The following is a 24,620-nucleotide window of genomic DNA, read 5'->3' on the forward strand; positions in this document are numbered from 1 at the left end:
CGACATGCTCGCCATCTACCACGGTCAAGGTCACGCCACCTCGATGATCTTCATGACTTCGTCGCCGTAGTCGTTGATCACCTTTACAGCGATCTTGCCTGTGGAGGGTGTGTCGAACGGCACCGAGACCGGGCGGTTTAGTGTCGCCCATGCGTCCGGATCGATATCGGCCTTGAGCGCAGTCTTGAGCGCCTTGTAGGGGTCGTTCTCGCCGAGGAAATATGCGTGGCGCACGAAGAAGCTCTCCCCGTCGTAGTTGGTGTCGATCATCCACAGCGCGATCTCCTTGATGGAGTTGGAACGCACTTCGCCGGACGTCGGGTCGTAGACATCGATCCCGCGCACTTCGATCTCCCACTGCGCCCCTGCCTCGCGCAAGTCGAGGTCAGGTTCGCCGAAGACAGTGAACAGGTTTCCCTTGCCCGTCTTCTTGAGTTCATTGCCCATGAGCAGGTCAACATTCATTCGAACCACCAGCACCTTGACACGCCCCAGGTCTCGGACGCCAGCGACAACTGCGAAACCCTGTTCATCGGTCTCAACACCAAGTTGCGGATCGAAGGCGAATCCAAGCACAGCGACAAGCGGTGCGCCGGCTTCAACTGCTTCTCGCGCCGCACTCTTGATGAACGACGCTGAGACTGTTCCGTACTGTGGCCCTAGCGCGATGGCTAGCTGATCGCCTGACTCTTTCTGGGTGCCGATTGCCTGCACATAGGCGCCAGGGTGTGCATCGATCGACGCAAACACGAGGCGCTCAGCGCGGCGGCCGTTCTGTATGCCCGCGACACGGAGATCCGCGAGTATTGATTGCTCGAAGGAGGGAGTTTCTGCCTCCACTGCTCCAGGGCGCAGATCATCCGCTTCATCTAGCGCGATGTTTCGATGCGGCGCGAGAGACTCAACTGTGAATGGTCCTGCGACACGCACGCGGCCAGGATCAATTTGGGGGGAATCGAACAGCGTCACCGATTCTGCGGCGGAGCTGATAGCAGCATCAGCCTCTTTGAGCGTCATCCCCTCGACGATCGACTCATTGTTCGCGATCGATCCCAACGTGATCCGAGGGAAACTCTCATATATGAATCCGCCCGCCGGGCTTGTAACTCCGGCTTCCAGCTTGTAGTAGCTAAAACGCGCTCCCATCAACCGTTGTCGGGCAAGCGCAATTGCCACTCTGGACGTGTCAATCGTGATCCATCGTCTGCCCCACTGCTCAGCGACAGCGGCCGTCGTGCCTGAACCACACGTCGGGTCCAGTACCAGATCGCCAGGATCGGTACACATGAGCATGCACCGACCGACTACCTTCGTCGTGGTCTGAACGACGTAGATCTTCTCGTCGGTGAAGCCCCCGATTACCGTGTCGCTCCACACGTTGTTGTAGGTCTGCCAGCCAGAGTCAGTCGGGTACCGCACGTACTCGAGCGACGAACCTGCGTTGTGAATGCGGTGCGCCCAGGCGAGGCGCTGCATCCCGACTGGATTGCTGGCCTTCCAATGAAGGCTGGCGCCGGGGAGGTAACTCTTTCCGCCATAGGAGAACTGTTGATCCTGCTTCGACGCGCCCTGCGATCGCAAGTTGTCATTGCGATAGATGCGCGCACCCTCGGGCAACACGCTGGGGTCCAGCTTTTCAGCCTTGGTTGCCGGGCGCCTTGTGCCGTCACCCAGCATCACCCAGTTGTAGCCGCTTTGGCTGGCACCCTTCGACCAAAGGGTTCGTACCTTTAGTTTCGTAACGTCGCGTCCGTACCACAGGATCATGTCGCCCGCGCGACTGAGACCTGTCGTAGCGACAAATCCACTTGTCGTGGCAAAGAAGATCTGGCTAACGAAGTTTTCCGCACCGAAGACCTCGTCCAGAAGGCTACGTACAAGATGCACGTTCTCGTCACCGATCTGGACGAACACACTGCCACTCGCAGTGAGCAGATCCCGCGCGGCCACGAGACGATCGCGCAGATAGGCCAGGTATGAGTGGATGCCCAACTCCCATGTATCGCGGAACGCCTTGATCTGCTCTGCCTCGCGCGCCGCGTCGTCGATCTTGCCGTCCTTGACGTCCCGCTTTGATGCTCGCGTCTGCCAGTTCGAACCGAACTTGATTCCGTAGGGCGGGTCGATGTAGATCATCTGCACCTTTCCGCGGAGAGCCTCGCGCTCGGCGAGCGAACCCATGACCTGGAGGCTGTCACCAATGATCATCCGGTTCTTCCACGACTCCTCGTGCTGATAGAACTCAACCGCGCTGAGCTCATCCAGCTCATCGAAGTCGTCGAAGTCGAACAGGCTTGGGATCTGGTTGAACTCGTTCGACTTCGACTGCTTCTTTAGGTTCTCAATGAGGGCCTGCGGGGCGATTTTCTCCTGGATGTAGATGGGCGGAGCATCGACGACGAGGTCTCCGTCGTTCTGAGCATCCTTTCCTCTCCAGACGAGTTGTGGGTCGAGGTCGACGTTCCGCGGGTACCGTAGTGGCGGCAGCGCTTCTTTAGATTCGTCGTAGAAGGTTGCCGCGGCATCCGCTGTCGGGATATTCGACCTCTTATCGTCGTGGTCATACGCGGTGACCTGGGTCGGGCCTTTGGGCTGGCGGGGGCGGGCCATCAGACTCCCTCGAAAATGAAGCGGGACAAGAGGTCGGGGTCACCGACGATTGGGCGATCGGCGATGTGGTCGGCAATCGCCTGGCGGAGCACGTGCTCCGCATCGTCGACGCCGGCCTTGCCGAGTTCTAGGTAGCCCCAGCGCCCGAATGCGCCGTGGTTGTTGACCGCGGTGCACCACAGATTGCGCGCAGTGTCAGCTTTCGCCTTGGTCGAGCCGGGGCTCTTCTGGCTGCCGGAGACCTCGACGATGAGCGTGCGGGTGAAATCCTCTCCGTCCACGGGTGCGAGTCGGAGCAGAAAGTCGGGCAGATAGCGGTGACTGCGGCCCTGGTGGACGTAGGGGACTTCGAAGCCGAGGTGGTCGTTCTTCACGTAGCTCGTCAGCATCCCGTCGCGGGCTAGCGTCTCGCAGACCTGCGCGACGCGCTTCTCCCACGTGTTACCGTCCTTGCCATCGAGGGTGACGTGCGAGACATGCGAGAGCGTGGTCTCGAAGGTCATCTTGCGGGTGTCGAACCAGACTGCGGCAGTGCTGTGGGTGTGCTCGCCGAATGCGAGGATCGGCCTCATCAGTGGTCGACGCTGAGTGTCGTCCAGGCGCGCGATCGCATGCCCGATGGCCTGCGCCGCGAGCTCTTGCGGCTCGGCGAGAGTCAGGAATCCGATCGTGTAGCCAGACTCGACGTGCACCTTGTGTCGCAGCCAATCGCGGGCGAACTCGACAAGTTGCGGGAACAGCCACGGCCGATGATCATCTGCGTCAGGGAACAGCCAACGAAGCGTGCGCTTCGCAATACCGAAGGCGACCTCCTGCTCGCGCGCTTCCTTGATCCCATCAATGCGCTCGATCTGTCCGACGATGCCGGCCGCCTCTACCCAACTGGGGACGGTGTTCCCGTTGATCACCACGCCATCAGCCGCATCGAGGTCAAAGATCAGGGGAGCATCCGGCAGCTCGACCCGGTACCCGGAGAGCACCGGGAAGTCGATCTGTAGGTGGGCTCGGTCTTCCATCGCCTGCACGCGGATGCTCGGCTCAGGAGGCTTCGGCGGGTCGACCGGCTTGTCACTCGGGATGAACGAGAACGGGATGCCATACACGTTGGCGTACTCCGGCGGGAACAGCCCAGTATCCGGGTCGGCCGCATAGGACCGGCGACGCAGTCCGCGGCCGACGACCTGCTCGCACAGCAGTTGCGAGCCGAACGCGCGGACGCCCAGGATATGGGTGACGGTGTTGGCATCCCAGCCCTCGGTGAGCATCGCCACGGAGACGACGCACCGGACCTGCTCGCCGAGCTTTCCCTTTTTTCCGACGGTGTTCATCACCTCGCGAAGCAGGTCGGAATCATCTAGCTTGTCGACATCCGCCCCGGGGTTCGACTTGCGATATGCCTGCTTGAACGCGTCAATCTCCTCAGCTGCGGCTTTCTTGAAGTCATCCTTCATTGCCTCACCAGATTCGAGCTGCTTCGAATCGATGACGATCGTGCGCGGGATGGCGACGGGCTGGTCGTTCTCGACGTTTGTGAACAGTGGGAGATTGCCCTTGACGTGCCGGGTGTGCTCGCCGTCCGCTACTTCGTAGCCGGCGATCCAGTCGTAGACGAGCTTCGAGACGAGCGTGTTCGGTGTAACGACGATCATCACCGGGGGCGGCTCCTCCAGCGGCTTGAGCCGTTCTTCCCAGTCCTCATATGCGGCTTCGTAGGACTTGTAGAGAGATCGGATGCCGCCCTCCAGCACGGCTGGCATGTTCCAGGTGCCGGGGGCGGGCATTGCGGACAGCGCGACTCGCTTCGGCCAGGACGGATCATCCTTCACCTGGTCGTAGAGGTGAAGGTAGGTGACGAGGTCAGCCTGCGCACTGTCGTCGACGGGCAGCCGAGGCACCTTCACAATGCCGGACTCGATTGCATCCATCAGGCCGAAGTCGCTGACAACCCACGGGAAGATCGAGCCTTCGCCGTAGCCGCTGCCCTTCAGATAGAAGGGTGTTGCGGACAGGTCGTAGATCGTCTTGATCCCTTCCTTGCCCTTGTTGCCGTAGCGGCGGATGTCGACGAGGCCCTTGAACCAGACGCGAGCGTCATCGTTCGCTTCCTTCGTGTCGGCGTCGAGCTTCTCGTCGAGGTCCTTCGGCTGGTAGCAGTGGTGTGCCTCGTCGTTGAATACGACGATCTCGCCCTTATCGCGGCCGAGCTTATCGAGCACGCGTGTGACCACCATCTGCGGCGTCTCGGTAAACGCGCCTTGGTCTGGCTTGCCTGCCAGCAGCAGCTTGCGCGTGTTGGCGCTGATGCCCTTCCCGGCGCTTGTGGTCCGAGCCATGAACTGGTGGTAGTTGATGATGTGGACGTCTGCCTGATTGAGCTGGGCGCGTAGATCTTGGGGCACGACTCCCCGCAGATCGAAGTAGTTCACGTCGCGCGGCTCAGTAGGTTGAAGTACCCGCAGGCGATCCTTGATCGTGATGCCGGGGGCGACGATCAGGAACCGCTTCACGAACCGCGAGTCCTGCGGCGAGTTCACCTTGTTCAGCGTGTGCCAGGCGATGAGCATCGCCATCACGATCGTCTTTCCGGCACCGGTCGCCATCTTGAGTGCGACGCGTGGGAGGTTGGCGTTGTGCTCGGAGTTGGCGTCCGCAAGAGTGTTCCGCCAGTCGATGCCGGCCAGGTTCGAACGGTCGTACTTGTCGCGTCCCACGACCTCAGCGAGGTAGATCGCGGTCTCGGCCGCTTCACGCTGAGCGAAGAGGATCGGGTCTTCGCGGCTGGGGTCTGACCAGTGCATCAGCAGCTTGCGGCTGACGGCAGTCGCGCCCGGGTAGTTCTGGCGCCGCCAGTCACGGAGTGCGTCACGGAGTTGGTCAATCTTGTGGTTGCGCTCGACTCGCTCGTCCGTGAGGTTCGAGAAGTCCAGGGTGGGCTGCGGTGCAGTCTTCGCCCTTCCTGCGCCGCGCTTCGGCTTCGGGATGGGGATGAAGAACTCGCTAAGGCGCCGCTTCTCGATGACGTTGCCCGTAGGGCCACTCGGGCCCATCTCGAAGTGCCGCCCGGGTTCTTCGTACGCAGAGTTGAGCACGGGATTGGACAGCGCATCGCTGACGTCGGACACTGAACCCTCCCCAGGTACCGGCGTCATGGAGCAACGCCGCGATTCCATATTGTCAGAGCTCCTTGGTCCGCGAGGTGCAACCCGCCTCTCGTGAACGCCAAGCAAGCCACCAAGGGACCCGAGTACGACATACCAGGACCTCAACTCGGGAGAACCATGTTGAGAAGAAGCCAGGAGAACACAACGAGGAGAACGATGCACGCAGGCATCAATGATGGCCGGCTACCTCTTTCGTCAATCCGCCACAGTTGCCTGCATCCGAGAAAAATACCTGGATAGACGGTAAATCACGATTCTATCCTGGCGGCATGCGCGGGGGGCTGGAGTGGTGCAAGCGGGGCGTCGACTCGCGCGGCGTGCGCCAGGCCATCGCCTACACGCTCGAGGGGACGTGCGACGCACACCGTCCGTATTCGATCGGCGTCGACGCGCTCGAGGTGCAGGCTGGGGCATCCGAGGCCACCGTCACCCGCTTCCGCCACCGTCACCCGCTTCATCGTCGCGAGTGGCCGCATTGGAACCGATCAGCTCATCGCCGGCGCCCTGCGCGTCCGGATCACCGGGCATTACCCGATCACCGGGGAGGAGCGTGGACGCGCCCGGCTGAGTCCCGACGTCGATCTCTTCCTCGGCTGCGACCTGGCGATCTCGAGCGCGGCATCGACGCCGTCTACGCCGGCCCGACTCGGTACCCGCTGAGCCCGCGTGACCGGATCGTCGTGGACGAAGCCGGCATGGTCGACCTGCAGACCGCGAGCGTCCTCACCGAGCTCGCGCTCGAACAGCGCGTCGGACTGGCATTCGTGTCTAGGAATCCTGAACGCGAACCTCGTGGTTTTCTCGACTTCTTCGGCCCGGACTTGGTAGTCCGGAGAGCTGTATTGAAGTTGCTAATGACTCTGAACGACGAGGTTGTGCTGCCCAGGGAGGTTGGTCAATCTGCTGATGGGTGGGTGGCCGCCGATCGCGGTGTGGGGCCTGTGGTGATTGTAGGAGTGCAGCCAGGTCGGGAGCGCGTTGCGGCGGGCTGATTCAGAGTTGTAGTGCCGGGCGTAGGCCCAGCCGTCGGCGAGCGTTCGGTGGAAGCGTTCGATCTTTCCGTTCGTTTGCGGCCGGTAGGGGCGAGTCCGTTTCGGTTGGATGTTCATTTCCGTGCAGGCGTGACGCCAGGCGAAGGACCGGTAGGCGGAGCCGTTGTCGGAGAGCACGCGTTCGACGATGACACCACGCGCGGCGAACCAGCCGACCGCGCGACGCAGAACGGCGACGGCGGTGGCGGCGGTCTCGTCGTCGTGGATCTCGTGCGTCTCGCGGTGATCGCGCGGTTACGGTCGCCTTGGAACCGGCCGACGTAGCGCCAGCCGCCGCCGTCGGGGATGTTGCCGAGTTTCTTCACGTCGACGTGGATCATCGAGCCGGGATACTCGTGCTCGTAGCGTCGAGCGGGTTCCCCGGTGCGAACATCGATATGGCTGAGACGGTTGATCCGGCACCGGGTGAGGACCGCGTGAACGGTCGAGGCGGGCATCCCCAGCTGAGCGCCGATCCCGACCGGCCCCAGCCGCGGTCAAGCCCCAGTACGTGGTGTAGCGGTCGGTGATCCTTCTGCTGTTGTTTTCGGTTAGGCGCTGAGTTCGAGGACGGTGTCGGTGTTCACCTCGCTTCCGGTGTCGGGGACGAGGGCGAGGCGGCTCTTGGTGAGGATCTCGAGGCCAAGGTAGCGGCGGCCTTCGACCCATTCGTCGGTTTGCTCGGCGAGGACGGCGCCGACGAGGCGGATGATCGCGTCGCGGTTGGGGAAGATGCCCACGGAGTCGGTGCGGCGGCGGATCTCCCTGTTCAACCGCTCGTTGGGGTTATTGGACCAGATCTGCTGCCAGAGCCCGTCGGGGAACCCCGTGAACGCGAGGATGTCCGCGCGGGCGTTGTCGAGGTGCTCGAACGCGTCGGGGAGCTTCTCCTCGACGTAGTCCAGGAGCCTGTCGAACTGCGCGTTGACGGCGTCGGCGTCGGGTTGGTCGTAGACGGAGTGCAGCATCGCCTTAACGGCCGGCCACATGCTCTTCGGGCAGACACTCATCAGGTTCGCTGCGTAGTGGGTTCTGCAGCGTTGCCAGACCGCGCCGGGCAGGTTCGCCGCGATCGCGTCCACGAGCCCGGCATGGGCGTCGCTGGTGACGAGGCGGACCCCGCCGAGACCGCGGGCGACCAGGTCAGCGAAGAACGAGTTCCAGGCGGCCCCCGTCTCGCTGGTCGCGACCCGGAGGCCGAGGACTTCCCGGTGCCCGTCGCCGTTGACGCCGGTCGCGACGAGCACGACCGCGTTGATCACCCGCCCGCCCTCACGGACCTTCATCGTGAGGGCGTCGGCGGCGACGAACGTGAACGGCCCCGCGTCACCCAGGGGGCGGTGCCGGAACTGGTCGACGTGCTCGTCGAGGTCTGCGGCCATCCGTGAGACCTGAGACTTCGACAAGCTATGGATCCCGAGGGTCTTCACGAGCTTGTCCATCCGGCGGGTCGAGACGCCGGCGAGATAGCAATCCGCGACGACGGTGATCAGCGCGGTCTCGGCCCGCTTGCGGCGCTCAAGCAGCCATTCCGGGAAGTACGTGCCCTGGCGGAGCTTCGGGATCGCTACGTCGATCGTCCCGACACGGGTGTCGAGGTCGCGGTGCCGGTAACCGTTGCGTTGCGCGGTCCGGTCGGGACTGGGCTTTCCCCATTCCGCGCCCACGACGGCATCCGCGTCAGCGGAGAGGAGCGCGTTGATCGTGGTCTGCAGCAGGCTGCGCATCAGATCCGGCGACGCGTCGGTCAAGGCTTCAGCGAGCACGCTCGCAGGGTCGACAATATGAAGTGCGGTCATCGTGATGATGCCTTTCGAGTGGGATGTGAGAGTTTCCTCGAAGGATCACACGGTGACCGCGCCTACGTCGTGAACGACGAGCCGGCCACCGTGGGCTACACCACCTTAAGGGGCACTACTCCAGCCGCTTCTTCCACCGCAGATGCACGACCCTGCGCACCAGCATCCGCGGTGTCTTGTTCGGGCTCGAGTGCGGACGAGATGAACGATCCAGCATGCCCACCTCGCCCATCTCGACATAGCGGCGCGCCCACCGTTGCGCAGTGCGCCACGACACCCGGAAGTAGCTGGCGGCCGCAGCGACGGACCAGCCGTCATCGACGACCTGTCGGGCGAGCCGAAGCCGTTGGCGAGGAGTCAGAGCAGCGTTAGCGTGGGACACGAGGACCTCCTAGGTCATCGAGTGCGGGAACTAGACAGCTCCACTCTCGACCGGGAGGTCCTCACCCGTCTATCGCGTCACACCTCAACTAACCTCCCTGGGCAGTACAGCTAGATGAGGGCGCATCGCCGGCCCCCGAGGGCGAATGGGAGCTGTTGCGGGTGTACGGGCTGATGGCGGAGCGGCGGGGAGAAGGGTACAAGCACCCATCCTTACTGACCCCCGAGAGATCCGGTCGATGCTGCGCGCCCGTATGCGGATGGGGCTCGTGCGTCGCGATCGGTTGGCGTAGCGTCGCGATCTGTCGGCCTCAGTGCACGAAGACGCTCCTTCAACGGTCGGCGCCCGTATGTGGATCGCTTCGTGCTTTAGGCGCCGAGACTCGCGTCTGTCTTCTCTTCGGTCCGATCGCCAAATGAGACGCCGTGAATATCGACGTTTGCCGTGCCATAACGCAGCTGGACCTTTGCCGCGTCTTTCAACGTCCCCTTGCTCAGGTTTCGAACCCACGCGCGTCCGTTGCCGTCGACAAATGTCAGGAGGACATCGTTCATGTGGTCGGCCATACTCCCCTTGATGCGGGTGCTGAAGCGCAGCGTCGCTCCTGGAGGCATTTGTTCGTAGTCGTCCTCGCGGACGTCGTTATGCGTCAGGAGCTCAAGCGACCGGTCGTAAAGACCAGCAACGTACGTGCGAACCGCCACTGCATAGGCAGGTTTGCTCCCAGCGTTGTAGATGGTCGCGTTCAGTTCGAAGAAGTCCGCCTCCGAGGTGCCATTTGCGGGCCAGGCGCCATTGACCGCCTCAGCCAGCTCTCGCCTTCTGGCTCGGCGGTCAGTCAGAAGAATCCCAAGCGCGACGAGTAGTGCGCCGACCGCGCCGACTGCAGCGAACCAATCTGGAACGGTTCCCCAAGCTTGCGAATCCCACCAGGCGGACCACCCCGCCCATATGCGTCCCCACCAGTCCATTGCCAGAGACTACCGTCCAAGGACGAGTCGCCGTCTTCACCTGTCCGGCCCAACACCTCTCCGTCGCTTGGAGTGCCCGCATAGGGATCGGGCGGCGATCTAGGCGCGCGGAGCCATGGAGCTCCGATACTCAGCCGCGGCGGGTTCCAACGCGAACTCCAGTACCTCGACGTTGTGCTCCCTGAGCGCGCTGAGGACCTGTTCCGGGGTTGCTCTGAAGTACTCGCGCCTCAGGTTCACCTTGTTGAGTCGCTGATCAGCGAACTCCTTATGGAGCATCGCTTCGATCGCGACGGCGTCGTATGCGAAGAAGAGGGCATGCACGTCGAATCGGAACGGAACCGATGCATCCCCGAGTTCGTTCACTCGGTCCATTGGATCGAGTCGTCGCGTGAGTCCGATCTTCACTACGTCCGGTCCGAAGGCGCCAATGTTGCTGATCACATAGACGTATCCCGCGCGGATGTTAGCTGCGCGGTAGTCGACATTCTCAACTGCGTGCTCGACATCGCCGAGCTTCGCCCGGAGTCGCTCGGCGCCCTCGAGGTCGCCGTTTGCCTCAAGAGCGGCAAGGGCGTTCAGGTAGTGCGTGCGTTCCTTCTGGAGACGTTCTTTCTCGCGCGCGAGTTCTTGCTCTGCCTTCTTCTGCTCTCGCAGCTCATCGCGTCGAGCGCGTTCCATTTCCTTCTCCACTTGCAGGGACTGCAGGTGCCGGCTCGCGAGTTCCAGCTCCTTCAACCGCAGCCGGTGGTAGCCCGACGTGATGCGTAGATCAATCATTGTCCCCAGCCGCTCCACTTGGGTGGACACCGTTGTAAGGCGCTTCTGCGCGGCGTCAAGGTTTGCTGCGCGCACAGTCTTGATGCAGTTCTCCGCTTCCGCGTTGTACGCGCGGAGCAGCAGCTTGGACATGTCGTTGACGAACTTCCGGCCCTTAGCTGCGCTGTTGTTGAAGGTGAAGTTCGATGTCGCGACGGTCGCGTCGCCGGCCCGCACAAGTCGCTTGATCTCGGACCGCACCGATTCGAGTTCGGTCGCGAGCGCGACTGAGGATTCAGCTGGGTTCTCGAAGTCGAACAGGCCGTACTCTTGCAGGTTCGCGATATCGCGAAGATTGACGATGTCGTCTCGGACCTGTGACCTTTCTTCCTCGGACGCACGTGCTTCAGCCTGGACCCGTGCAAGCTCCTGCTCGGCGGCGGCGATCTGGTCGTGAAGGCCTCGTTTGATCGCGTCGAGATGGCTGACGTCGTTGAGGCCATACTGCGATATGAGCGCTTCGAGGCGCTCGTTCTCTGTCATCATAGACTCGGCTTGTTTCTTCGCCCCGAAGAACGAGACCTTGCGAGGCTTTGTGTCAGCTTTCACCGAGGCGCGCTGCACTGGTGGCGTCGTCGCCGGGACTGTGCCCTGATTGGCCGTGGACTCGCGAGCGCTTCGACGAGATGCGGGCGCATCGTTGACAGCGGGTTCGGTCGCAGCCGGCGCTGCCGTCGGCATGCGGTCGGTGCTCTGAGAACCGGCACTGAAAACGTGCTCCGTCCACTCGGCACCGTTCCAATAGCGTCGCTCTTATCGGCCTGTGGGATCCGGGAACCAGTCCGCCGCGATCTCAGTAGTGTTGCTCATCTGCTCCCCATCATTGGATGCAATCGTCGTCGATTGGCGCCGAGACCCCACTGCTGGCGTCAACACTGAACCTATCAACGCGAACCGGCGCGGCTTGCTTTCAGCCCATGGGTATGGCGAAGGTGGACGCCTTCCGGAGGTGGCCGCAGTGCAGGCGCAGGTCCCGTTTTTGGAACGATGCTCGCATGAGGATCGGTCAATGAACGGCACATACGATGGCGAACTGACGCCGCACGCGTCGGGTGAGTCAGAACGGCGAACCCCCGCCATGGGTCTGCCCCGAGTCTTGTTGACAGTCGGGGGTTGGGGTGATCAGGCCGCTTCTGCGTCTGTGTAGATCATCTCAAACTCGATGGGGGTGAGTTTGCCGAGGCCGCGCTGACGGCGTCGGCGGTTGTACTTCGTCTCGATCCAGGTGACCATCGCGAGGCGAAGATCGGCGCGGGTGTCCCACCGAGTCGTGTTGAGCACGTTCTTCTGGAGCAGGCTGAAGAAGCTCTCCATGCTTGCGTTGTCTCCGGCCCCGTAAGACCTGCCCATGGAGCCGACGAGGCCGTTGTTGCGGAGCAGGTTCTGGGTGCGTTTCGCGCGGAACTGACCGCCCCGGTCGGAGTGGCAGATCGTGCCGTCAGGTGAGCGCAACGCGATCGCGTTGCGCATCGCCGCACGTGCCAGGGAGGACTTCATGCGGGTGTCGATGGAGTAGCCGACGATCTTGTTCGACCAGACGTCCTTGATCGCGCAGATGTAGAGCTTGCCCTCCCTCGTCGGGTGCTCCGAGATGTCCCAGAGCCACACCTTGTTCGGCCCGTTGGCGACGAACTCGTGCCGGACCACGCCGTGCACGTCGACGACCGCGAGGAGATCGTCGTGCGGCGCCGGCCCGGTACTGCCGGGCTTGCTGCGCTTGCGATGGTGCGATGCGTGAATCCCGGCGATCCGGCAGAGTCGGTGCACCCGGTTCTCGCTCGCGATGATGCCGTGCTCGGTGTCGAGCTCGTCGGTGAGGAACCTGTACCCGAGGGTGAGGTCATCCGCATGCAGGTCGTAGAGCACGTCAATGAGGTGCGCGTCGTCCCAGTCCCGCTGAGAGACCGGGGCCTTGAGCCACTGGTAGTACCCCTGCCTGGACAGACCCAGGACCCGCAACGCCACCGCGACCGGCACCCGCACGGGAGCGCCGGCCGCAGCCATCTCGTGGACGAGCGGGAAGACTATTTTCCCGGCAGGTTCGCCTGCGACAGATACGCCGCGGCCCGCCGCAGCACCTCGTTCTCCTGCTCCAGCAACCGGATCCGCTTGTTCGCCTCACGCAACTGCTTGCGCTCATCGTCGGTCAGCCCGGACCGTTTGCCGTCCTCCACGTCGGCCTGCTTCAACCAGTTGCTCAGCGAGCCTTCGGAGATACCGAAGTCCTTCGCGATCTGCGCCAACGGCGCTTGACCCTTCCGGGCCACAGCCACGACATCATCGCGGAACTCTCGGGGATAGGGCTTTGCCACAGGAACATCCTTCCAGCGAGGACGAATCCTCACAGTTCAGATGTCAACCAAACTCGGGGCAGACCCCATAGATGTCTCCGCCGCGACCGCTTTGCCCTGCTCGCTCTGCGCTTCCTCCTGTGCCAGGCGGCTCGCGTCGCCGCGACGACGTGGGTGGCCCAGACCGCACCACCCTGCACCGGCCGTCCGGGGCTAGGTTCGGTCTCGTGAGTGATAACCGCCGCGTGCCCATTTCGCCTCAGAGTGTCGATGCTCCGCTGACGACGTCGGCGGTCTTCCTGGTCGTGACCGTGGGCGACGACGCCGACGCGATCGCCACCGCGCGCTCCGTCCTGGCCGACCTCTCGGGACTGCTCAAGACCGTCGGCATCCGCGATCTCGACGCCGCCCTCGCATGCACGGTCGGCATCGGCGCGCGCGTCTGGCCGGCGCTCACCGGGCGCCCGATGCCGGCGGAGCTCCACCCCTTCCGGCCCATCGAGGGTGCGGTGCATCGTGCTCCGAGCACCCCGGGTGACCTGCTCTTCCACATTCGCGCGAACCGCCGCGACCTGTGCTTCGAGTTCGAGAGGCTGCTGCTCGACGCGCTGGGCTCGAGCGCTGCCGTCGTCGACGAGACCGAGGGCTTCCGCTACTTCGACATCCGCGACCTTCTCGGTTTCATCGACGGCACGGCCAACCCGGTGGGCCCCGACCTGCCCGAGTCCACTCTCGTCGGCGACGAGGACCCCGCCGGACGTGGCGGAAGCTACGTCGTCGTGCAGAAGTACGTGCACCCGCTCGACCGGTGGAACGCGCTTTCCGCCGAACAGCAGGAAGCCGTCATCGGGCGACGCAAGTTCGACGGCGTCGAACTGGACGACGCGGAGTCGGGCCAGAAGGCGCACAAGACCCTCGCGACCATCGTCGACGACGACGGCGTCGAACACGACATCCTCCGCGACAACATGCCGTTCGGCAGCCCCGCTACCCAGTTCGGCACCTACTTCATCGGATACTCGCGCCGACTCTGGGTGATCGAGAAGATGCTGGAGCGGATGTTCATCGGCGACCCGCCGGGACTCCACGATCGGCTGCTCGACTTCTCCACTCCGCTCACCGGCTCCACGTTCTTCGTACCGTCGGCCGACGTCCTCGACGGCCTGGGGACTCCGCCTAGCCTCGCTCGGAACGCCGCGGCTCAGTGATCAGTGTCTCGATCGTGGCGAGGCGCTCTGCGGGCGATCCCGTGATCTCCGTCACCGTCAGCCCCGCCGGGATGACGTCAGAGTCGTCCAGAAGGTCCAGCAGCACGTCGTTCATGGTCTCGCGCAGCGCGGCATCCTCGTCGCCGTTGACGTGGATCGGATGAGCGGCCGTCAGCGGGAGCACAACGAGGTGATCGACCGTCGCCAGTGCTGTTCGCGTGCGGTCAGCCGCGCTTGAGAGCGTCGAGCGGTCGAGCGCCGTGCGCCCGAGCTCATCGAGTGCCAGCAGATACGCCAAGAAGTCGAGCGGGCCGCGCTCGGCGATGAGGTTCTCACCCGAATGGATGTCGATCAGCCGGCCAGCTGCGAGTCGCAGCTGCGAGGCGAACATCGCCGCGGCCGGCCGATCGTCCGACTCGTCGATGAGCTCGAACGGGTCGGCGAACACGGCGTACTCCGGATGCCGCCGCGCAAAGTCGGCGATGAGCGTGCTCTTGCCGCTGCCATGGGTTCCCGAAACGACGATCCGCACGTGCTGACACTACGCGACCGGTTCAGGCCGCCGGGCCGGCGCCTCAGCCGCCGAACTCCGCCTTGAGGAAGTACGGCGTCTGGTTCGCATTGCACGCGGCGCCGATCTGCGCCACATCATCCGCAATGCCCGCCTGTGCGGTGCCGGGCTCGGTGGCCGTCGACACCGTGTGCGACATCGACGTGAGCGGCCCCTTCAGGCTCGACCTGGAGGCGGCTGCGAGGGCAGCGAGCTGGGATGACGCCGCGGCGACCCGCGCCGTCCAGGTCGCAGCATCGAACGCCTTGTACTGGGTGTAGCCCTGATCAGCATTCATGAGCGCGCTGTACACGTCGACGAACGCGGCGCAGTCCGCGGTCACCGCGGCATCCCGAACGAACTCCTTGGTGGAGAACAGCGGCGTCGCCGTCCACGGGATGCCGTCGTCCACCGTCACCGCGATAGAGGGTTGGGTCTTCGCATCCACCGGCCACGCGAGCGCCGCCGGCGCGCCGCACGTTCCGCTGATCGGGGACGTGTTCTCCGCCATCGCATCGCCGAACTCGACGACGTAGTGCCCGATGCCCTCGCACGTGAAGTCGATCGACACCGAGCGGGCGCCCGCGGGAACGGGGAAGTCCAGCCCCGGCCACCCCGTCGCGCCCGTCCCCGTCACGGTGGCGCCCGCCGTCGATGTGGCTGTGGCCTCGTCGCTGGCGGAAGAGCTCGGTGACGGTGCTGCACCGGTCGTCGTCGCGCAGCCCGACAGTGCGAACGCTGCGGCGATGAGAGCGCCGAGGACCGTGGTCGTGTGCGTCGTCGTTCGCGAAGGTGTCATCTTTGATGTCTATCAGCGGCGGTCCGTCGGTACCAAGGCCACCGATCACATCGTCTGTCGTCGCGTCGCACCACTGGTCGTCGCGATCACCGGGGATGCGTCGAGCGGAGGGAACGCTGCGCGTCTACTGCGGCGCGCGCACCGAGCTGAAACGCGTGCGGCGACGCAGTGCGAAGCCGAGGCGTTCGTACGCGGCGATCGCGCCGGTGTTGGATGCCGCGGCATGCATCAGCGCCCGGTCGCCGCGCTGCTGGATGTGGAAGGCCACATCCAGCACGAGCCGCGAGGCCAACCCCTGACGGCGGTGGTCCTCATCGACCGCGACGGCGCTGATCTCGGTCCAGCCCGCGGGATGCAGGCGCTCGCCCGCCATCGCCACGAGACGCCCGCCCCGGCGGATGCCGATGTAGCGGCCGAGCTCGTGGGTGCGCGGGCGGAACGGACCGGGTTGGTTGCGAGCGACGATCGCGAGCATGTCGTCCACATCGTCGGCACCGAGCTCCACAGCCTCTTCGTCCGGGCGCGTCGACAACACCGGCGTCTCGATCAGCTGCACGCCCTCGCCGCCGCCGACGAACTCCCACCCGGCCGGCAGCTCGCCGTCGAAGCCCGAAAGACCGAACTGCTCCCCGGCATCCACGATCTCGCGCAGAGCGTCCCAGACCGCGGGGTCGTCCCACGTGCGCACGGCGACGAAGGGCGCGACATCGTCCGGGTAGCGGCGAGCGAGGTCCCCGCCGATGGCGAACGCCGCGTGCGGTCCCGTCAGCGACGACCACGCCGCGTTGTCGAGTACAGCGTCCCGCACAGCAGCGTCGTCGGAGAGGGCGGGAGCGGGAAGATCGATCGAGACATCGGGCACCACACCACTGTCCGCCGCAACGCGCGAACACGCAAACCGACGCGACCTCGCCACCACGCCGAGGCGCCCTCCACGCACGCGCAAGCCTGAAAGACTGTCCGTATGCCCGGCTTCCATCACGTCGAACTGTGGGTCGCCGATCTGGATCAAGCTCGCCTCGAGTGGGGCTGGTTGCTGCAGCAGCTCGGGTTCGCCCGCGAGAGCGAGTGGCCGGAGGGGGAATCCTGGAGCGCGGGCGGGGCGTACCTCACGCTCACCACCTCGCCGAACCTCTCCCGCGACGATCATGACCGCCGCGCGCCCGGCGTCAACCACCTCGCTTTCCACGGGGGAACCCGCGAACACGTCGACGCCGTCATGGCGGCGGCCTCCGAACACGGCTGGACGCCGCTGTACCACGACCGGTATCCGCATGCGGGTGGACCGGATCACTACGCCGGCTGGCTGGAGAACTCGGCGGGAGCCAAAGCGGAGATCGTCGCCGACGGCTCCTGACGGCGTGCGGCTGCGAGGATCGAGGCATGGCGAGCTCCTTCACGGTCATCACCCGCGCGAGCGTCGCCCGCGAGGAACTTTTCGACCTCTCGCTCGACATCGATGCGCATCTGGCGTCGATGTCGGCATCCGACGAGCGTGCCATCGGCGGCGTGACGTCCGGCGCCATCGGGCTGGGGGAGACGGTCACCTGGCGGGCGCGCCACTTCGGCGTCTGGTTCACGATGACCTCGCGCATCACGGCGCTCGACCGGCCCGCAAGGTTCGTCGACGATCAGACCCGCGGGCCATTCCGGTCCTTCCGACACGAGCACGTGTTCGAGGACGACGGCGACGGCGGCACGGTGATGACCGACACTCTCACGCTCGCCTCGCCCGTCTTCGGGGCGCTCGCAGAGCGGCTGATCCTCGTGCCCTACCTGCGGAGGCTGATCGTGGAGCGCAACCGGCACCTCGTCGACGCGCTCGACGCTCGGTAAGCGGCCGCCGCCATCACTGTGGCGCCGCAAGCTCGGCGCGCACCAGTGCCCACACCTGCTTGTCGTGGAAGACGCCGCCGTTGAGCCACGCTCCCCGCAGGGTGCCATCGAGGGTCATGCCGAGACGGCGGGCGACGGCGGCGCTGCGCTCGTTGTCGGCCCGGCAGCGCCACTCGACCCGGTTCAGACCGCGCTCGCGGAGGGCGTAGTCGACGAGCAGGCGGGATGCCGCGGTCACTAGTCCCCGACCTCGGCAGCCGGCTCCAGCCAGCATCCGATCTCGCACTGGCCGGCCGGGGCGCTGAAGCTCACGAACATCACTCCGCTGGCGAGCTGCCCGTCGCTCCAGATTCCGTAGAGGCGCCCGCCGTCGTCGGCCGCGCTCTGCCGCCTGCCTCGTCGATCGTCCTGGGTGGGAGTCGGTTCGAAGGCCACGCCGTCAGCCTAACGTGGCCCGTTCGGCGCACCTGGGGGACATATGGCAGGGCGGAATGCAGGAAAGAGCCCGCCTCGACAGCAGTCGGGACGGGCTCTTTCGTGACTCTGGATCAGAGGGCGCGGATGTTCGCAGCCTGCATGCCCTTGGGGCCACGCTCGGCGTCGAATTCGACCTTCTGGTCTTCGCGCAGCTCCTTGAAGCCGTCGCTGACGATTGCGGAGAAGTGCGCGAACAGGTCGGCGGAGCCGTCGTCCGGCGCGATGAAGCCGTAGCCCTTCTCGGAGTTGAACCATTTCACGGTGCCAGTGGCCATCGTGTCTTTCCTTCTGTTTTTCGGGCCGCCGGAGCGACCGGGTGTGCCGCGTCGACGAATGCGATGCGGACGTGTGTGGGTCGAGGTGGGGGCTGCGAGCGCTGCGGTGACGGCTGCGCGCGCGGCGTCCACGTCGAGGTGGATGCCGAGATCTTGCCCCTCGGCGCCGCAGGCGCGCGCCCCGGCATTCGTCTCATGGACGAACCCGGCGTACTCGCCGAGCGCCGTCGCGACGTACACGTCGTGATCGGCCTGGCGCCAGGTGACCTCGTGCGAGGTGAGGAGAATCATCAATCGTTTCTGTGCGCACCGCCACAGGATGCGCAGGCGGCGAGAAGATGCCGCGGGTAGAAGGTGGTGGTCCGAGTGGTGAGCTCTCGGCGTCGAGAGGGGTGGGATGGACCCGTGCCCGAAATGCGGGACGACTGAGCTTAGCACCATCTGCCCGTGGGTACGCTGGACGTCTGTCGTAGGGTCGAAGCATGCGACGGCCCGTCCCTCTTGTGTTGACCCTCGGTGTTCTCGCCTGCGCCTTTGCGCTGAGCTCCTGCTCCGCGGGCACGCCGAATCCCGCCGGCTCATCGTCCGATGCCGTCGCGCCAGCGACCGCGACCGCCTCTGCGTCCGCGGCGGCCGGCGCCGCACCCATCGCCGCCCCGAGCACCTGCGACGCCGTCGACCTCACGGCGGACGCCGCTGTCGCCGGCGCCGACCTCGCCGCGTGCGTCGTGGCGTTCTCGAAGGCCGCCGGCAGCGGGCACGAGACGTTCTCGGCATCCGACGGCACGACGGGGACGGCGGATTTCGTGTTCGGTGACGCTCCGGCGCTGTCCGGAACGGTCACCAGCAGCGACGGCACGACGTCGTTCGTGCTCACCCCCGACGCGTCGTGGGTCACGATCGACGGAGCGTGGGTGCAGGGAGACGCGACCAGCTCAGATCCGAAGAAGATGCTGGCGGGCACCATCGGGCAGGCTTACCGCGCGTTCGCCGACCCGTCGGCCACGGCATCCCTCATCTCGTCGGCGCCGTCGTGGACCGTGCAGAAGGACCAGGATCTCGTCGACTTGCCCGACGGTACGCAGGTACGCGCGTGGCGCGTGCAGGCCGACGCGCCGTTCAGCGCCGTCGGCGCCGATGTGCAGGAGATGACGCTGTGGTTGACGTCCGGGCACGTGCCCGCCGGTGTCCAGGCCACCGTGTCGGTGGCCGGCACGCAGACGACGACCACGCAGCACTTCTCGGGCTGGGGGATGCCGGTGAGCATCGCCACGCCGCAGCCGTGAACGCCGCGGACGGCGCGCGCGGCGGAAGAGGGAGCGAGAACGGCATCGAGGTCGCCTGGCCGACGTCGCTGGTGTGAGCTGCATCGGTGCGCGGCGGTGTCGAGCCGGTCAGGCCCGCATTCCGCCCCGCAGCCGCAGCGCGCGGTAGCCGACGCCGACGCACGCGACCACCACGCCGCCGACGATCGACGGCCAGGGCAGGGTCGCCACCAGCACGACGCAGCCGATCATGCCGACGATCTGCAGCGCCCGCGGAAAACGGCGGGCCGCGGCATCCTGTCGGAACGCGGCGATGTTGGCGACCAGGTAGTACAGCAGCACGCCGAACGACGAGAAGCCGATCGCGGATCGCAGGTCGGTCGCCACGATCAGAAGACTGACGACGGCGGCGAGCACGAGCTCCGCGCGGTGCGGCACGGCGTAGCGCGGGTGCACCGCCGAGAGCCACTGCGGCAGGTCTCCCGTGCGGGCCATCGCCAGGCTCGTGCGCCCGATGCCGGCGACGAGAGCCAGAAGAGCCCCCAGGGATGCCGCCGCTGCCCCGACCCGCACGACCGGCGCGGTCCAGGTCCACCCGCCCGCCGCCGCCACCTCGGCCAGCGGTGCCGACGAGGCGGCGAGGCGCTCGGGGCCGAGGGTGGCGAGCGACACGAGGGCGATGGCGACGTACACGAGCAGGGCCAGGCTCAGCGCGATGACGATCGCGCGGGGGATCGTCCGGCGAGGATCGCGTACCTCCTCGCCCATCGTGGCGATGCGGGCGTACCCCGCGAAGGCGAAGAACAGCAGCCCGGCCGACTGCAGCACGCCGTACCAGCCGTGGGGGCCGGGATCGATCACGAGGTTGTCGGCGGAGCCGGCGCCGGATGCCGAGGCGGCCACGACCACGAGGGCGAGCACCGCCAAGACGACCACCACGATCACCTTGGTGAGAGCCGCCGTGCGGGTGACCCCGACCGTGTTGACCGCCGCGAGCACCAGGACCGCGGCGACGGCGACGGGCTTCTCCCACCCCGCGGGGGCGGCATACGAGGCGAACGTCAAGGCCATCGCCGCGCAGCTGGCCGTCTTGCCGATGACGAACGACCAGCCGGCGAAGAATCCCGACCACGGGCCGATCATCTCCCGGCCGTAGACGTACGTCCCCCCGGATGTCGGAAACTGCGCGGCGAGCTGCGCCGACGACGTCGCATTCGCGTAGGCCACCACCGCCGCAAGGGTCAGGCCGATCAACAGGCCCGAGCCGGCCGCCGCCGCAGCGGGCGCGAACGCGGCGAACACGCCCGCGCCGATCATCGAGCCCAGACCGATCGCGATCGCATCGACCAGGCCCAGGCGACGGGCCAATGCCGCGGGGGCGCTCATCGGGCCCGGGACGACGTGCGCAGAGGAATCACGCCGCGATTGTAGTGCGCACGCCGAACCCGCCGGTGAACGAGCCGAGGCTCGCGCTCAGGGCCGGTGGCGAATCCAGACGCTCTTTTCGCGCGTCCACTGCTCGAACGCGCGGAGCGATTTCTCCACCCCTCCGAAGCCCGACTGCTTCCACCCGCCGAAGGGCATCGCCAGATCGCCTTCGCTGTACGCTCCGACCGAGACCAGTCCGGCCTCCACGCCGCGGGCCAGCGCCAGCGCGTCGTCCAGCCGCGTCGTCCACACCGAGGCCGCGAGCCCGTAAGGGATGTCGTTGGCCAGAGCGATGGCCTCGTCGCGCGTATCGAACGCCTGCACCGTGACGATCGGTCCGAACAGTTCCTGGCGGGTGATGTCCGACCCGGGCGCCACACCGGTCACAACCGTCGGCGCGACATAGTGGCCACCGGGCGCGACATCGATCTCACCGCCTCCCGTCACGACCGTCGCTCCCTCGCGGAGCGCCTGCGCCACGGCATCCGTCATCCGCCTGGCCGCGGCCGCGGTGAGCACGGGGCCGAGCTGCGTCGCGGGGTCGGCGGGGTGACCGACGCGCAGGGCGTCAGCCGCGGCGGCGAACCGCGCCACCACCTCGTCGTGGATCGAGCGGTGCACGAGGATGCGCGAGCCCGCCGTGCAGTTCTGTCCCGAGGTGAGGAACGCCGACTCGACCATCGCTTCGATCAGCTCGTCGCCGAAGGAGAGGGCGTCATCCATCAGAATCTGCGGACTCTTGCCGCCCATCTCCAGGCTCACCCGCTTCAGATTGCTCGCGGCGGCGGCGGCGAGAATCGACCGTCCGGTCGCCGTGGACCCCGTGAACGACAGGGCGCCGATGATCGGGTCGTCGGCCAGCGCCGCGCCCGTCGTCGGCCCGTCTCCGGGCAGCACCTGCAGGACCCCGTCGGGAAGTCCCGCCTCGGCCGCGAGGGCGGCGAGATGCTGCACCGACCGCGGCGTCGCGTCGGCGGGCTTGAGGATGAGGCTGTTGCCGGCCGCGAGCGCTGGGCCCACCTTCCACGCGGCCATCGCGAGGGGGTAGTTCCAGGGGAGGATCGCCGCAACCACGCCGAACGGCTCGCGTTCGGTGAAGGCGAGCACGTCGGGTCCGGATGCCGTCGTCGTGCCGTACTGCTTGTCGACGGCTTCGGCGAACCAGCGGATGGATTCGATCGCCGACGGCACGTCGTTCTCGCGGCACTCGGTGATCGGTTTGCCGGCATCCTCGCAGTCCAAGCGGGCGAGCGTCTCGGCGTCGCGCGCCATCAGATCCGCCAGGCGCGACAGCACCGCGGCGCGCTCCCGGGGCGTTCGCCCCGCCCACACCCGTGAGCGGAAGATCTCGTCGGCGCGACGGGCCGCGGCGTGCACCTCGGCGGCCGACGTGATCGGCGTCTCGCCGAGCACGGTCCCGTCGGCGGGCGAGCGGAGGGTGAGGGTGGCGGCGGTCATGCGGTCTCCTTCAGAACGAGGTCGTCGCCGTCGCGGACGACGTGTCCGTCGCGCTCCAACTGGGCGAGGTAGCGGGCCATGCCGCGCTCGCCGCGACGGCGGAAGCCGCGCATCAGCTGCGGCAGGGCGTTGGGCACGAGCATGGCGAGGCGGATCAGCACCGACTCCGACGGCTTCGGGTAGATCTCCAGCCGCGGCCGGTCGAGCATGCGCATCATCGCGCGGGCGACCGCCCGGGGCGGCTGGGGCGGATCTTGGAACTGCAGCGAGTTGCCTCCATCGATCGCCTCCTGCCGCAGCATGCGGGTGTCGGTCGCCGACGGCAGCACGGAGCCGGCGATGATCCCCTTCTGGCGCAGGTCGAGCCCGATCGAGAGCATCGCTCCGCGCAGCCCGAACTTCGACGCCGTGTAGATCGGGGTCTCACCCAGGGGGAAGATGCCCCCGAGCGAGACGGTCGTGATCACGCGGGGGTCGCGCGAGCGGTGCAGCAACGGCAGGGCCAGGCGGGTGAGCACCAGCGGCGACAGGAGGTTCACCTCGGTCTCGAGCCGGATGCTCGCCACCGAGCGGGCGTCGAAGCGTTCCGCGCTCGTCATGCCGACGTTGTTGATGAGTACATCGATGCGGCCGTAGGCCTCTTCGATCTCGCCGAGCACACGCTCCACCTGGTCGTCGTCGGTGAGATCGCCGGCGAAGCCCCGATGTCCCCGACCGGGCAGTGCGGCGGCCGCGCGTTCGGCGGCTTCGGCGCGGATGTCGACGAGGGCGAGCGCCGCGCCGCGTTGCGCGGCCTCGCCGGCGAAGGCGCGGGCGATGCCCCCGGCGCCGCCCGTGACGACGATGACCTTGTCGCGGTAGTCGTAGCTCACGCCGCGACCTCCGCTGCTCGCGCGGTCCGGCGGCGCGCGGCATCCGGAGCCTCGCCTTCGAGGGCCCAGCCGAGGCGGCGGGCCAGCTTCTTCACGTACTTGACGTACGCGTCGGCGTCGACGTAGCCGCGATGGCGCGGAGAGGAGTCGAAGTGCAGACCGCCGGACAGATCAGGGGTGTCGGCGATGCGCAGACGCTCGAACTCGGACGCTGCGGCTTCGCCCGTGCGGCTACCCGCGATGAACGACGCCAGCAGGTGCGCCTGCTGGTCGAACAGTCCGTACGCACCGCTGTTCGTCTCGATGAAGCCGACGCCATACAGCCCGGCGTGGTCTCGGGAGACGCAGTTGAGGTACAGATCGGGGTGCTGTTCGTCGCCGAAGTAGCGCTGGGCCACCGGCACGCGGTGCCGGTACCCGGTCGCCATGAGGATGACGTCGAACTCCTCCCGCGTGCCGTCGGTGAACTCCACCGAGAGCTCGTCGGCACGGCGGATGCCGGGACGCGCGACGATGTCGCCGTGCTGCAGGTAATGGAACAGCTGCGAGTTGAGCACCGGGTGCGTCTCGAACAGCTTGTGGTCGGGTTTCTGCAGACCGAGCCGGGTGGGATCTCCCGTCAGCAGCTTGAGCACCGGCTGCAGAATCGCCCGCTCCACCGGCTTGGGCAGGAACGACCCCTTGCCGCCGACGATGTCGGAGGGCATCCCGAACACGTGCTTCGGGATGAACCAGTACCCGCGGCGCATACTGATCGCGGCGCGCTGCGCCGAGCGCGCCGCGTCGCACGCGATGTCGCAGGCCGAGTTGCCCCCGCCGACGATCAGCACGCGCTTGCCGGCGAACTCCGACGGTGAACGGTAGTCGAGGCTGTGGCGCACCTCACCGGTGTACGAGCCCGGGATCTCCGGAACGAACGGATGCCACTGGCTGCCGGTGCAGACGATGACGCGCTCGTGCTCGGTCGTGGTGCCGTCGGCGAGGGTGACGCGCCAGCGCGGGGTTCCCGCCGCCGAGGAGGGGGCCGCGTCGATCGCGGTGACGGTCGAGCCGAAGCGGATGCGGGAAGTGAGCCCGTAGGCGTCGGCGAACGATCGCAGGTAGGCGAGGATCTGCGCGTGACCGGGGTAGTCGGGGTAGTCGTCGGGCATGGGGAAGCCGGAGAAGCCCGACACGGTGCGGCTCGAGATGAAGTGCGCCGACTCGTACATCGGGGTGCCCGGGTTCTCGATGTCCCACAGACCTCCGGCCTGCGTGTGGCGTTCGAGGTGCGTGTAGTCGATGCCCTTCTCGCTGAGTGCGCGAGCGACGGCGAGTCCGGCGGGGCCGGCGCCGATGACGCAGACCGTGGTGTCGACAGGTCGGACGGCAGTGGGCGACGTGTTCAT

At 66.3% G+C, this 24,620-nt stretch carries 20 protein-coding genes and 2 pseudogenes; 4 read left to right on the top strand and 18 right to left on the bottom strand.

Annotated elements, in window-relative coordinates; genetic code table 11:
* Positions 1 to 30: 30 nt before the first annotated feature.
* The 8 genes and pseudogenes from HMPREF1529_RS08785 to HMPREF1529_RS08825 all read right to left on the bottom strand — a co-directional run bounded on the left by HMPREF1529_RS08785 (position 31) and on the right by HMPREF1529_RS08825 (position 13,085).
* The gene (locus tag HMPREF1529_RS08785; RefSeq protein WP_016464543.1) at positions 31 to 2,610 is read right to left on the bottom strand and encodes a site-specific DNA-methyltransferase; all 2,580 of its coding nucleotides are present in this window, start codon (positions 2,608 to 2,610) and stop codon (positions 31 to 33) included.
* Positions 2,610 to 5,732 carry a BPTD_3080 family restriction endonuclease gene (locus HMPREF1529_RS08790; protein WP_036282845.1) on the bottom strand — a complete coding sequence of 1,041 codons (3,123 nt, stop codon included), beginning with the start codon at positions 5,730 to 5,732 and terminating at the stop codon, positions 2,610 to 2,612. The genes HMPREF1529_RS08785 and HMPREF1529_RS08790 overlap by 1 nt, the downstream gene beginning before the upstream one ends.
* Before the next feature lie 890 nt (positions 5,733 to 6,622).
* A pseudogene (locus HMPREF1529_RS15640) lies at positions 6,623 to 7,296 on the bottom strand (IS481 family transposase); the annotation flags it as partial.
* A gap of 57 nt (positions 7,297 to 7,353) precedes the next feature.
* The gene (locus HMPREF1529_RS08805) at positions 7,354 to 8,601 is read right to left on the bottom strand and encodes an IS256 family transposase (RefSeq protein ID WP_016463647.1); all 1,248 of its coding nucleotides are present in this window, start codon (positions 8,599 to 8,601) and stop codon (positions 7,354 to 7,356) included.
* Between the two features lie 124 nt (positions 8,602 to 8,725).
* Positions 8,726 to 8,983: pseudogene (locus HMPREF1529_RS08810) on the bottom strand (helix-turn-helix domain-containing protein); the annotation flags it as partial.
* Positions 8,984 to 9,351: 368 nt separating this feature from the next.
* On the bottom strand, positions 9,352 to 9,954 hold the full coding sequence (locus tag HMPREF1529_RS15860) for a hypothetical protein (RefSeq protein ID WP_016464548.1): 603 nt from the start codon (positions 9,952 to 9,954) through the stop codon (positions 9,352 to 9,354).
* Between the two features lie 99 nt (positions 9,955 to 10,053).
* Positions 10,054 to 11,454 (bottom strand): DUF4041 domain-containing protein, encoded by a 1,401-nt coding sequence (locus HMPREF1529_RS08820; RefSeq protein ID WP_016464549.1) that lies wholly within the window; start codon positions 11,452 to 11,454, stop codon positions 10,054 to 10,056.
* Between the two features lie 441 nt (positions 11,455 to 11,895).
* Positions 11,896 to 13,085, bottom strand: a protein-coding gene (locus tag HMPREF1529_RS08825) for an IS3 family transposase (protein ID WP_157533874.1) whose coding sequence is annotated in 2 segments (ribosomal slippage) — positions 11,896 to 12,804 and positions 12,807 to 13,085 — 1,188 coding nt in all. Because the reading frame shifts where the segments join, the coding sequence is not laid out codon by codon here.
* A gap of 206 nt (positions 13,086 to 13,291) precedes the next feature.
* On the opposite strand from HMPREF1529_RS08825, the gene HMPREF1529_RS08835 reads away from it, so the two are divergent.
* Positions 13,292 to 14,272, top strand: a complete 981-nt coding sequence (locus HMPREF1529_RS08835) for a Dyp-type peroxidase (protein ID WP_016464552.1) — start codon at positions 13,292 to 13,294, stop codon at positions 14,270 to 14,272.
* On the opposite strand, the gene HMPREF1529_RS08840 is transcribed toward HMPREF1529_RS08835, so the two are convergent.
* The 3 genes from HMPREF1529_RS08840 to HMPREF1529_RS08850 all read right to left on the bottom strand — a co-directional run bounded on the left by HMPREF1529_RS08840 (position 14,241) and on the right by HMPREF1529_RS08850 (position 16,483).
* Positions 14,241 to 14,804 carry an AAA family ATPase gene (locus tag HMPREF1529_RS08840; RefSeq protein ID WP_016464553.1) on the bottom strand — a complete coding sequence of 188 codons (564 nt, stop codon included), beginning with the start codon at positions 14,802 to 14,804 and terminating at the stop codon, positions 14,241 to 14,243. The two genes, HMPREF1529_RS08835 and HMPREF1529_RS08840, sit on opposite strands and share 32 nt — an antisense overlap.
* Before the next feature lie 43 nt (positions 14,805 to 14,847).
* Positions 14,848 to 15,621 carry a hypothetical protein gene (locus tag HMPREF1529_RS08845; RefSeq protein ID WP_084675231.1) on the bottom strand — a complete coding sequence of 258 codons (774 nt, stop codon included), beginning with the start codon at positions 15,619 to 15,621 and terminating at the stop codon, positions 14,848 to 14,850.
* Positions 15,622 to 15,745: 124 nt separating this feature from the next.
* Complete coding sequence (locus HMPREF1529_RS08850; RefSeq protein ID WP_016464555.1) at positions 15,746 to 16,483, bottom strand: GNAT family N-acetyltransferase; 738 nt, start codon at positions 16,481 to 16,483, stop codon at positions 15,746 to 15,748.
* A 102-nt stretch (positions 16,484 to 16,585) separates the two neighbouring features.
* Here HMPREF1529_RS08850 and HMPREF1529_RS08855 point away from each other — a divergent pair, with 102 nt between their 5' ends.
* Positions 16,586 to 16,978: a VOC family protein gene (locus HMPREF1529_RS08855; RefSeq protein ID WP_016464556.1), complete on the top strand. Its 393-nt coding sequence runs from the start codon at positions 16,586 to 16,588 to the stop codon at positions 16,976 to 16,978.
* Between the two features lie 26 nt (positions 16,979 to 17,004).
* The gene (locus HMPREF1529_RS08860) at positions 17,005 to 17,457 is read left to right on the top strand and encodes an SRPBCC family protein (protein ID WP_016464557.1); all 453 of its coding nucleotides are present in this window, start codon (positions 17,005 to 17,007) and stop codon (positions 17,455 to 17,457) included.
* Positions 17,458 to 17,470: 13 nt separating this feature from the next.
* Here HMPREF1529_RS08860 and HMPREF1529_RS16095 read toward each other — a convergent pair whose 3' ends face one another.
* The 3 genes from HMPREF1529_RS16095 to HMPREF1529_RS08870 form a co-directional block, all read right to left on the bottom strand.
* Positions 17,471 to 17,695, bottom strand: a complete 225-nt coding sequence (locus tag HMPREF1529_RS16095; RefSeq protein WP_016464558.1) for a GNAT family N-acetyltransferase — start codon at positions 17,693 to 17,695, stop codon at positions 17,471 to 17,473.
* Positions 17,695 to 17,892: a hypothetical protein gene (locus HMPREF1529_RS16100; protein ID WP_016464559.1), complete on the bottom strand. Its 198-nt coding sequence runs from the start codon at positions 17,890 to 17,892 to the stop codon at positions 17,695 to 17,697. Before HMPREF1529_RS16100 ends, HMPREF1529_RS16095 begins: the two co-directional genes overlap by 1 nt.
* A 113-nt stretch (positions 17,893 to 18,005) precedes the next feature.
* Complete coding sequence (locus HMPREF1529_RS08870; protein ID WP_036283106.1) at positions 18,006 to 18,209, bottom strand: cold-shock protein; 204 nt, start codon at positions 18,207 to 18,209, stop codon at positions 18,006 to 18,008.
* 482 nt (positions 18,210 to 18,691) lie between these two features.
* Between HMPREF1529_RS08870 and HMPREF1529_RS08875 the strand changes: the two genes are divergently transcribed.
* Positions 18,692 to 19,495, top strand: a complete 804-nt coding sequence (locus tag HMPREF1529_RS08875) for a hypothetical protein (protein ID WP_016464561.1) — start codon at positions 18,692 to 18,694, stop codon at positions 19,493 to 19,495.
* A 108-nt stretch (positions 19,496 to 19,603) separates the two neighbouring features.
* Here HMPREF1529_RS08875 and HMPREF1529_RS08880 read toward each other — a convergent pair whose 3' ends face one another.
* The 4 genes from HMPREF1529_RS08880 to HMPREF1529_RS08895 all read right to left on the bottom strand — a co-directional run bounded on the left by HMPREF1529_RS08880 (position 19,604) and on the right by HMPREF1529_RS08895 (position 24,620).
* Positions 19,604 to 20,860, bottom strand: coding sequence for an APC family permease (locus tag HMPREF1529_RS08880; protein WP_016464562.1), 1,257 nt, complete (start codon positions 20,858 to 20,860; stop codon positions 19,604 to 19,606).
* Between the two features lie 87 nt (positions 20,861 to 20,947).
* Entirely contained in the window at positions 20,948 to 22,360 is a 1,413-nt protein-coding gene (locus HMPREF1529_RS08885; RefSeq protein WP_005050945.1) for an aldehyde dehydrogenase family protein, read from the bottom strand.
* On the bottom strand, positions 22,357 to 23,232 hold the full coding sequence (locus HMPREF1529_RS08890; protein ID WP_016464563.1) for an SDR family NAD(P)-dependent oxidoreductase: 876 nt from the start codon (positions 23,230 to 23,232) through the stop codon (positions 22,357 to 22,359). Before HMPREF1529_RS08890 ends, HMPREF1529_RS08885 begins: the two co-directional genes overlap by 4 nt.
* Entirely contained in the window at positions 23,229 to 24,620 is a 1,392-nt protein-coding gene (locus HMPREF1529_RS08895) for a flavin-containing monooxygenase (protein ID WP_016464564.1), read from the bottom strand. Before HMPREF1529_RS08895 ends, HMPREF1529_RS08890 begins: the two co-directional genes overlap by 4 nt.

Source organism: Microbacterium sp. oral taxon 186 str. F0373 (assembly GCF_000411455.1).
In the GTDB taxonomy this organism is placed as follows: Bacteria; Actinomycetota; Actinomycetes; order Actinomycetales; family Microbacteriaceae; genus Microbacterium.